The 9,331-nt window shown below is 36.4% G+C and carries 7 protein-coding genes; 4 read left to right on the top strand and 3 right to left on the bottom strand.

The features are described 5' to 3' along the window. Together ACIQ2X_RS10430 and ACIQ2X_RS10435 are read left to right on the top strand one after the other, a co-directional pair. Positions 1-1,211, top strand: a 1,211-nt coding sequence (locus tag ACIQ2X_RS10430; RefSeq protein WP_396178869.1) for a S8 family serine peptidase, incomplete at its 5' end; no start/stop codon positions are given. Next, positions 1,132-2,073, top strand: a complete 942-nt coding sequence (locus tag ACIQ2X_RS10435; protein WP_396178870.1) for an NAD(P)H-dependent flavin oxidoreductase — start codon at positions 1,132-1,134, stop codon at positions 2,071-2,073. The genes ACIQ2X_RS10430 and ACIQ2X_RS10435, both read left to right, overlap by 80 nt. A gap of 96 nt (positions 2,074-2,169) precedes the next feature. Here the strand turns inward: ACIQ2X_RS10435 and ACIQ2X_RS10440 are convergent, their stop codons facing one another. After that, on the bottom strand, positions 2,170-3,243 hold the full coding sequence (locus ACIQ2X_RS10440) for a type I restriction endonuclease (protein WP_396178871.1): 1,074 nt from the start codon (positions 3,241-3,243) through the stop codon (positions 2,170-2,172). Between the two features lie 489 nt (positions 3,244-3,732). On the opposite strand from ACIQ2X_RS10440, the gene ACIQ2X_RS10445 reads away from it, so the two are divergent. Continuing rightward, positions 3,733-5,154: a glycogen synthase gene (locus tag ACIQ2X_RS10445; RefSeq protein WP_396178872.1), complete on the top strand. Its 1,422-nt coding sequence runs from the start codon at positions 3,733-3,735 to the stop codon at positions 5,152-5,154. Further along, positions 5,151-6,431 (top strand): glucose-1-phosphate adenylyltransferase, encoded by a 1,281-nt coding sequence (locus ACIQ2X_RS10450; RefSeq protein WP_396178873.1) that lies wholly within the window; start codon positions 5,151-5,153, stop codon positions 6,429-6,431. The genes ACIQ2X_RS10445 and ACIQ2X_RS10450 overlap by 4 nt, the downstream gene beginning before the upstream one ends. Positions 6,432-6,515: 84 nt before the next feature. On the opposite strand, the gene ACIQ2X_RS10455 is transcribed toward ACIQ2X_RS10450, so the two are convergent. Continuing rightward, complete coding sequence (locus ACIQ2X_RS10455) at positions 6,516-7,934, bottom strand: alkaline phosphatase (protein WP_396178875.1); 1,419 nt, start codon at positions 7,932-7,934, stop codon at positions 6,516-6,518. 109 nt (positions 7,935-8,043) lie between these two features. Then, positions 8,044-9,267, bottom strand: a complete 1,224-nt coding sequence (lysA, locus tag ACIQ2X_RS10460; protein WP_396178874.1) for a diaminopimelate decarboxylase — start codon at positions 9,265-9,267, stop codon at positions 8,044-8,046. Between the last annotated feature and the right edge of the window lie 64 nt (positions 9,268-9,331).

Consider the following 9,331-nt stretch of genomic DNA (forward strand, 5'->3'; position numbering starts at 1 on the left):
ATTTTACCGGTACCGGAAAAACCATTGCTGTTTTAGATTCAGGTTTTTTGGGAGTGAATACAGCAGCACCTTTTCAAAGGTTGTTTACCAATAATCTTATTTTAGGAGGTTATAATTATGTAACTCAGTCCAGTAATTTTTACACGAGTGGAACCCACGGTACTTTGGTACTTTCGACCATGGGTGGTTATGTTGAAAATGTTTTGGTGGGTACCGCTCCTGATGCTTTTTACTATTTATTTGTTACCGAAGACGGTGCTACCGAAAACCCAGTTGAAGAATCGTATTGGGTTCAAGCCGCCGAGGAAGCCGACCGATTAGGTGTCGATATTATCAATACATCATTGGGGTATTTTGGATATGACAATCCAAATTATAGCCATACGTACGAAGATATGGATGGTGTGACTGCTTTTGCTTCTCGAGGAGCAGACATCGCTTTTTCAAGAGGAATTATTTGTGTTACTTCTGCTGGAAATTCGGGTTCGTCAAGTAATCCGTACATTAGTGTTCCAGCTGATGCGGTGCATACTTTGGCTGTGGGAGCCGTTAATGCTTCAGGTTTATATGCAAGTTTCAGTTCTATCGGTCCATCTTACGATTTGAGGGTCAAGCCCGACGTTGTTGCTCAAGGTGTTCAGGCAGTTGTAGCCAATCCTTCGGGAACAATTGGTTTGGCAAACGGAACTTCATTTTCAGGGCCCATTACTGCAGGAATGGTAGCGTGTTTGTGGCAAGCACTTCCTACAAAAACCAATGCCGAAATTATGCAAATTATCAAACAGTCGGCCAGTATTTACGCTAACCCAACACCTCAATTGGGGTATGGAATCCCTAATTTTAACACAGCGCTTTTAAATACTTTAAATATTTCTGAACAAGAGCAATGGAACGTTTTTCTTTATCCAAATCCAGCAAGCGATTTTCTGAAAATAAATAGTTCTGGACTTGCACCAGATGCCACTCTTCAACTATTTTCAACTTTAGGTCAGAAAGTGTTAGAAATGAAATCCAATGGTCAAACGATTACTATTCCAATTTCGCAGTTGGCACCGGGAATGTATTTTTGCACAATTCTTCAGGAGCACGCGAGACCACACACAAATTCATTAAACTATAAAACAGATTACCTTGGAAAACAAAATCACCAAACTTTTCAACATACAATATCCCATCATTCAAGGCGGCATGATTTGGAACAGCGGGTATAAACTTGCAAGTGCCGTAAGTAATGCCGGCGGACTCGGATTGATTGGAGCAGGTTCGATGTATCCCGAAGTTCTGCGGCAACACATTCAAAAGTGCCAAAAAGCAACGGATAAACCTTTTGGTGTTAACGTACCGATGTTGTACCCCAATGTGGAAGAAATTATGCAAATTTTGGTCGAAGAAGGAGTAAAAATTGTATTTACTTCTGCTGGAAACCCAAAAACGTGGACGCCTTTTTTAAAAAAAAACGGGATTACGGTTGTGCATGTGGTGAGTAGTTCGAAATTTGCCCTGAAAGCCCAAGAAGCGGGTGTAGATGCTATTGTTGCCGAAGGTTTTGAAGCAGGTGGGCACAACGGACGTGATGAAACGACGACCTTGACCTTGATTCCGATGGTTCGGGAGAAAATTTCGATTCCGCTCATTGCCGCTGGAGGAATTGCAACAGGTAGAGGAATGCTGGCCACAATGGTTCTTGGAGCCGACGGCGTTCAAGTGGGAAGCAGGTTTGCCGCGTCTGTCGAAAGTTCGTCACACGACAATTTTAAAAACACTATTTTAGAAGTACAAGAAGGCGACACACAACTGACGTTAAAAGAACTCGCACCTGTGCGATTGATTAAAAATAAATTTTACCAAGACGTACAAGATTTATATTCTAAATGTCCGACGCCAGAGGAATTAAAAGAACTTTTGGGACGAGCCCGCGCCAAGAAAGGAATGTTTGAAGGTGATCTTATCGAAGGCGAATTGGAAATTGGTCAAATTGCGGGATTGATTCACGAAATTTTACCCGTAAAAATGATTGTGGAAAATATGGTAAGAGAATTTGAAGAAGCGAAAAGGGAAGTGGCGTTGTTTTAGAATTACTGATAAAATAATCCCATTCTTTTTTGGTAAAGAATGGGATTATTTGTTAAATTTTGGTAGTCAATAATTCTGAGCTATTAAAACGTTTTGTTATTCGTATTGAGCGACAGTTTCCAAAAGTTCAGATTTGAAATTGTAAATTTCTTCTAAGGAATTCAAAAGTTTTTTTTCCCCGTTATCCTTTCCTTTATTGAATAGTTCAATGAACTTATTGTTAGAATTGAAATGTAATCTACAAATTGGTTTTCGATTATTATCATCTAATAAAATGCCAAAATAAGATTGAGTATCTCTAAATGCTATACGCGTTGAAGGTAATTTTTCGCGTAAAATGGCTTTTACAATTTGTGAAGCTTCTATTTCTTCCTCTGTTGTAATAAACTTAGGTTGATTAATATTTTCGTCAATTGTAGGCGAGTTTTGTTCCGTTTTAACAGGAATTGATTCATTAATATTTAATGCGTTTTTTAACCTGAAATTGATAGATTCGTTAATGGAATTTGCAAATGCTTTTATTGTATAATCTTTGAATGTTGCTAATCGAGAAGCAGTTATTGTTTTTTCAAAGAAACGATTAACAAGTAGTTTTACAATTTCGTCTGATGGTTCTTTCAATTCTTTTTCAAATTCATTCCTTATAGCTTTGATATATTTCATTCCTTCCGCAGAATCTAAAATACTTTCTAAATTGTAGCCATTTTTAGTGAACTTTTCAAGAATTTTTAAGCTTGTATCTTTCAGATTAGATAGATCTAACGTGAAAAATGGTTTTTCATCCATTATATTTGGTTTTTCCAAATCCGTGTAAAAGTTGTAAATATGACCGTTTGTTAGTACTCCAAATCTTGATTTAGACACATGATAGTATCGATGTAGTTGCGAATTATGAGCATCGACATTTTCTTTCCAATGTTTACATTCAATTATTAAAATAGGCTCACCGTCAATTTTAATTACATAATCTATTTTTTCACCTTTCTTAGTTCCTATGTCGCAAATAAATTCAGGAATAACTTCTGTAGGATTAAAAATATCATAACCCAAAATTTGGATAAATGGCATTACAAAAGCATTTTTTGTAGCTTCTTCTGTATTGATTTGATCTTTAAGAGCATCAACTCTGGCGTGTAATTGTTCTAATTTTAATTTGATTTCAGCTTCCATAGTTTTAAATTAATAAATTTAATTAAAGGTTTTTTAAGTTTCTAAATTTATGAAAATAATTCGCAGCTCTTAAGTTTTATAAAAATAAATTTTTTCAAAACACCTCGGATGCCAATCCACTAATAATTTCCCCTATTTTTTTTATAATCGTTGAATTGGAATACCGAGTATTGCTATAAATGCATTTTCTTTAAAATTTATTTGATTAAAAAGCGTACTAATTTCCAAAGATTTTGTAATTTTCATCCTGCGAGAAGATTTGACTTCATTTAGTCGGATTTTTAGAAAATGAAAAGTCTTTGAACCTTACCACTCACTGGCTTTTTTACTTTGTAAAACCGTTTTTAGAATCGTAACAAAATCGAATTGTCATCGCAATTGAGAGTAAGTTTCATCGTGCTTTTTTTCAATTTGATTTGGATAATCAGTAAAGTGTGTATTTAATAGTGGTAAAAACCGAATAAAACAATTTAAAACTTAAATTCAGATATGGAAATATTTCATATTAGTGCCGAATGTTATCCCGTTGCCAAAGTGGGTGGGTTAGCAGATGTCGTTGGCGCTTTGCCCAAATATCAAAATAAAGCAGGAAATGATGTACGTGTAGTAATGCCTTGTTACGACACCAAATTTAAAAACGAAAACGATTGGGAATATGTACATTGGGGACACGTAAGCCTGGGTAATTTTAATTTTCCATTCAGTATTCTGAAAGAAACTACCGATAAGTTGGGTTTTGAATTGTATCTCGTTGAAATCCCCGATTTGTTTAACCGAAAGGAAGTGTACGGTTATCAAGATGATATCGAGCGTTTTTTGAGCTTTCAAATTGCAACATTGGACTGGATTATTGGCCGCGATCAAGTTCCTGATGTCATCAATTGCCACGATCACCATACCGGTTTGATTCCGTTCATGATGTTGTATAGTCATAAATATTACCGATTGCGAGAAACGCCTTCGATGATCACGATTCATAACGGATTGTACCAAGGTCAGTTTGGTTTCGATAAACTCTATTATTTACCTGAATTTGATTTGGCCCACGTTAACGTTTTAGAGTGGAACAACTGTATCAACTCTTTGGCGGTTGGAATCAAATGTGCTTGGGCAGTTACCACCGTTTCTCCTAGTTATTTAGACGAAATAAATACATTTGCCAATGGTTTAGAATCATTATTTAATATGGTTCGCTACAAATCAATAGGTATTTTAAACGGAATTGACGTTGAGGTTTGGGATCCGGCGAAAGATCCGATGCTGAAAAAAAATTATACAGTTAAAAATTTAAACAAAGGAAAACAAGACAACAAGGCACATTTGTGCGAACTCTTTAATCTAGATCCAGATAAACCTTTATTCAGTTTTATTGGAAGACTTTTGGAAGAAAAAGGTGGTGATTTATTGCCGCATGCCGCACTTTTGGCATTGTCGGAAAACTATAAGCAAATCAATATTTTAATTTTAGGTTCTGGAAATACTTTGATTGAAAATCATTTAAATAGTTTATTGGCTGATTATCAAGGAAATTACAATACCTATATTGGTTATAACGAAGAGTTGGCGCATTTGATTTATGCGGGTTCCGACTTTTTATTGATGCCTTCCAGAGTAGAACCGTGTGGCTTGAACCAAATGTATTCGCTGCGGTACGGAACCGTTCCTATCGTAAGACGCACCGGCGGTTTAAAAGATACGGTAATTGATTTTGGAGATGATGGAAACGGTATTTGTCACGACCAAGCTTCTGTTGGTGATATTTGTTATTCCATTCAAAGGGGAATTTCTTTGTACAACGACAAGAAAAAAATGAACGAAATCCGAACCATAGGAATGAAAACGGACCATTCCTGGGAGCGCGTTTGTCAAGAATATTTAGAAATTTATAATTTAATAATTAGCAAAAAATGAAAGCTAAAAGGAAAAACGTTATTGCAATCATATTAGGAGGAGGACAAGGATCTCGATTGTATCCTTTGACACAAACAAGATCAAAACCAGCCGTGCCAATTGGAGGAAAATACAGATTGGTTGACATTCCTATTTCCAATTGTATGAATTCGGATATTTACCGGATGTTTGTGCTCACGCAATTTAATTCGGCTTCCTTAAATGCACACATAAAAAATACCTACAATTTTAGTATTTTCAGCCATGCTTTTGTAGATATTCTTGCTGCTGAACAAACTCCCGATAATCCTACTTGGTTTCAAGGAACAGCTGATGCGGTGCGTCAATGCATGCCCCATTTTTTGAACCACGACTTTGATTATGCCTTAATTCTTTCGGGGGATCAATTGTATCAAATGGATTTTAATGCGATGTTGGACCAGCATATAAATAACAAAGCTGATATTTCAATCGCTACATTGCCTGTAAATTCCAAGGATGCACCTGAATTTGGTATTTTAAAAACCAATTCGGAAAGCTACATTGAATCGTTTATCGAAAAACCAGCGAAAGAGTTATTGAAAGATTGGGAATCGGACGTTAGTGATCAAATGAAAAGTGAAGGAAAACACTATTTGGCTTCTATGGGCATTTACATTTTCAACCGAGAACTTCTGGTAGATATTATGTCGAATAAGGACACTAAAGATTTTGGTAAAGAAATAATTCCACAAGCGGTAGGTAACAAAAAAATCTTGAGTTACCAATATGAAGGTTATTGGACCGACATCGGAAATATTGACTCATTTTTTGAGGCCAATATTGGTTTGACCGACGATTTGCCAAAATTCAACCTTTTTGACAACGATAATAAAATATTTACAAGACCAAGGTTGCTACCTCCTTCAAAGTTTCATAAATCAATGATAACCAGCACGTTAATTTCGGAAGGTTGCATTATTAATGCCAAAGAAATCATACGTTCTGTAATTGGAATTCGTTCTAGAATCGGTGAAGGCACTTCTATAGAAAATTGTTATGTAATGGGAAATGATTACTATCAAACAATGGACGAAATGAAAAAGGATGTTGAAAACGGGCGACAGCTGGTAGGAATTGGCGAAAGATGCGTTATCAAAAATGCTTTAGTAGATAAAAATTGCCGAATCGGTAACGACGTGTACATCAACGGTGGCCCACATTTAGAAGATTTTTCATGTGAGTTGTATGCCATAAAAGACGGAATTGTAGTCATTAAAAAAGGAGCAGAAATACCAAGCAATTTTAAAATACAGTAACAAAATAGTGCTCTCAAAGCATTAATAATTTAAAAAAGGGCAAACATTTACGTTTGCCCTTTTTTTGTAGATTCTTACATTGATTTAAAATTTATTTTCAACTTCTGCAGCTTGAAGCATTAAATAGTGTAAATCCGTATTTTTGATAAACGGTTTTAATAATGCACTTCCTGGTCCAAAAACCGCCAATTCGACATAATCTGCTGAGTGATCCATACTGATCCAACCCACAGAGTTTGATTTTTGCTGCATTTCTGCAAAAGCTTTAAATGGAAGTTTTTTGTAATTATAGAGTCCACCGTCTTCTTTGTGCAATCCATCGTAGTAACTCAAAACTGTTTTGGCATCTTCATCTGAAAGTGTAGATCCGTTAGCAAAGGCAATTATTTCTTTTACCTCAGAAAGGGTAGATGCAGGCTTGATAGTGTTTAAAATCCATTCATTGGTATGTTTGTACTTTTGAATGTTGTCGAAATTATCGTTTGCTTTTTTACCATAAATCACACCTGGATTCGCATTCCCGTGATCGGTTGTAATGATAACCAGCGTATTTTTATCTTTTTCTGCAAAATCTATCGCCACTTTAATTGCTTCGTCAAAAGCAACTTGATCGTACAAAAGTCCACCAATATCATTGGCGTGAGCGGCCCAATCTACTTTTCCCGCTTCTACTTGTAAAACAAAGCCTTCGGGATTTTGCTTCATTCGATCGATGGCTTTTTGGGTCATTTCTGCCAAAGTTGGGTTTGTTTCTCGCAACTTTTCGTCCGAATTTCGGTCAATGTTGTACGGCAATGCATCTTCAGAAAAAACACCTAAAATGGGTTTGTCGTTTGAAGTATTGAGCATTTCACTTCGAGTTTTTGCTATTTGATATCCTTTTGCTTTAAAAACAGCATACATGTCGACTTTGTCTTTTCGGGTATTTGCATCAAAATATTGTTGGCCGCCACCCATCATAATGTCAAACTTTAAATCGGCGTACTGGTTGGCAATATCATCCTGACTGTTTCTGCTTTTCGAATTGACGCAAAATCCAGCGGGTGTAGCATGCGTGATGGGAACTGTTGTTACGCAACCCGCCATTTTACCTGCTTTTTTAAATTTTTGCCAAATTGGTAAATATTCTTGCCCGTCAGGCCCCACATTGAGTGCGCCATTTTTAACACGAAAACCACCTCCCCAAGACGAACTGGCTGCTGCAGAATCAGTAACAATTGAACTAGCTGAAGCGGTGTCCATCAATGCTCGACTAACACGATTGTCTTTATAAAGTTGCATCCAATGGGAGTGCATTCCAGTCTTTCGACTAAGGTACAAATCGGTCATGTTCAAAGTTCCAGTACTCATACCATCGCTGACCAATAATATGATGTTTTTGGCTTTTTTATTTTTGTCAATAAAATCCGTATTTACTGGAGCTGCAGTAGATTGAAAAGGATTTATTAGTGCGGTTCCAAGTGTGAAAAGCGATCCGTTTCTGAAAAATTTTCTTCTATTCATCATAAATTTATAAGGTGTTCAAATATAGTGAATGTAAAGTTTAAATTATTTATGATCGGGATAAAAAAAAACCGCCTCAATTGATGTTGTGAGGCGGCTTATTTTGATGTTATGCTTCAACGGTAACGGGTTCTTCGTACAATATTTGATTTTGAAGTAAATCGTTTAAAGTTTCTTGCTTTCGAATCAATATTGCTTGATTGTTGATCCACAAAACTTCGGCAGGTCGAAAACGCGAGTTGTAATTGGATGCCATCGAGTAGCAATAAGCACCAGCATTTTTGAAACACAATAGGTCATTTTCCTTGATTTCCGTGATGCGTCGGTTGTTGGCAAATGTATCAGTTTCGCAAATATAACCTACTACCGAATAAAAACGTTCTTTTCCTTTTGGGTTAGAGATGTTTTGAATTTCGTGTTGCGAACCATATAACATCGGACGAATGAGGTGGTTGAATCCAGAGTCAATTCCAGCAAAAACGGTAGAAGTGGTTTGCTTTACCACATTTACTTTTGCCAAAAAATAACCAGCTTCGCTCACTAAAAATTTTCCAGGCTCAAAGGCAAGAGTCAAATTCCGACCGTATTCTTTTTCAAAAGCATTAAAGCGTTTGGTTAACTTTTTGCCTAATTCCTCTACATTGGTTTCTATATCGTCTTTTTTGTACGGCACTTTGAATCCGCTTCCAAAATCTAAAAAGTCAAGCTCAGTGAAGTTTTTTGCGGCATCAAACAAAATTTCGGCGGCGTAAAGAAACACTTCGATATCCAAAATATCTGAACCAGTGTGCATGTGGATACCGTTAATGTGCATTCCTGTATTTTGAACAATACGCAAAATATGCGGCATTTGATGTACCGAAATTCCAAATTTACTATCGATGTGACCCACCGAAATATTCGCATTACCACCCGCCATGACATGCGGATTGATTCGGATGCAAACAGGAATTTGAGGATATTTGAAACCAAAATGTTCCAATACCGATAAATTATCGATGTTGATTTGAATGCCCAAATGGGCTACTTCTTCCAACTCTTCAAACGAAACCCCGTTTGGAGTATAAATAATTCGTTCGAGAGAAAATCCTGCGTGTAAACCCAGTTGCACTTCTTGAATGGAAACTGTGTCCAATCCCGCTCCTTGGTTTTTTAATAATTTTAAAATCGAAATATTGGAAAGTGCTTTTACAGCATAATTTACTCGAAGACGTTCCACCTTACCAAAAGCGTTTGTAAGTCGTTGGTATTGCGAAATTATTTTATTGGCATCATATACATAAACTGGATTGCCGAATTCTTGTGCGACTTGTAATAAATCTTTTATTTGCATCTTTTTTTTCTGCAAATATACTAGGACTGAAAAAATGGAGCAAGTATACCTATGGATATTAACA

Source organism: Flavobacterium sp. (genome assembly GCF_044368625.1).
In the GTDB taxonomy this organism is placed as follows: domain Bacteria; phylum Bacteroidota; class Bacteroidia; order Flavobacteriales; family Flavobacteriaceae; genus Flavobacterium.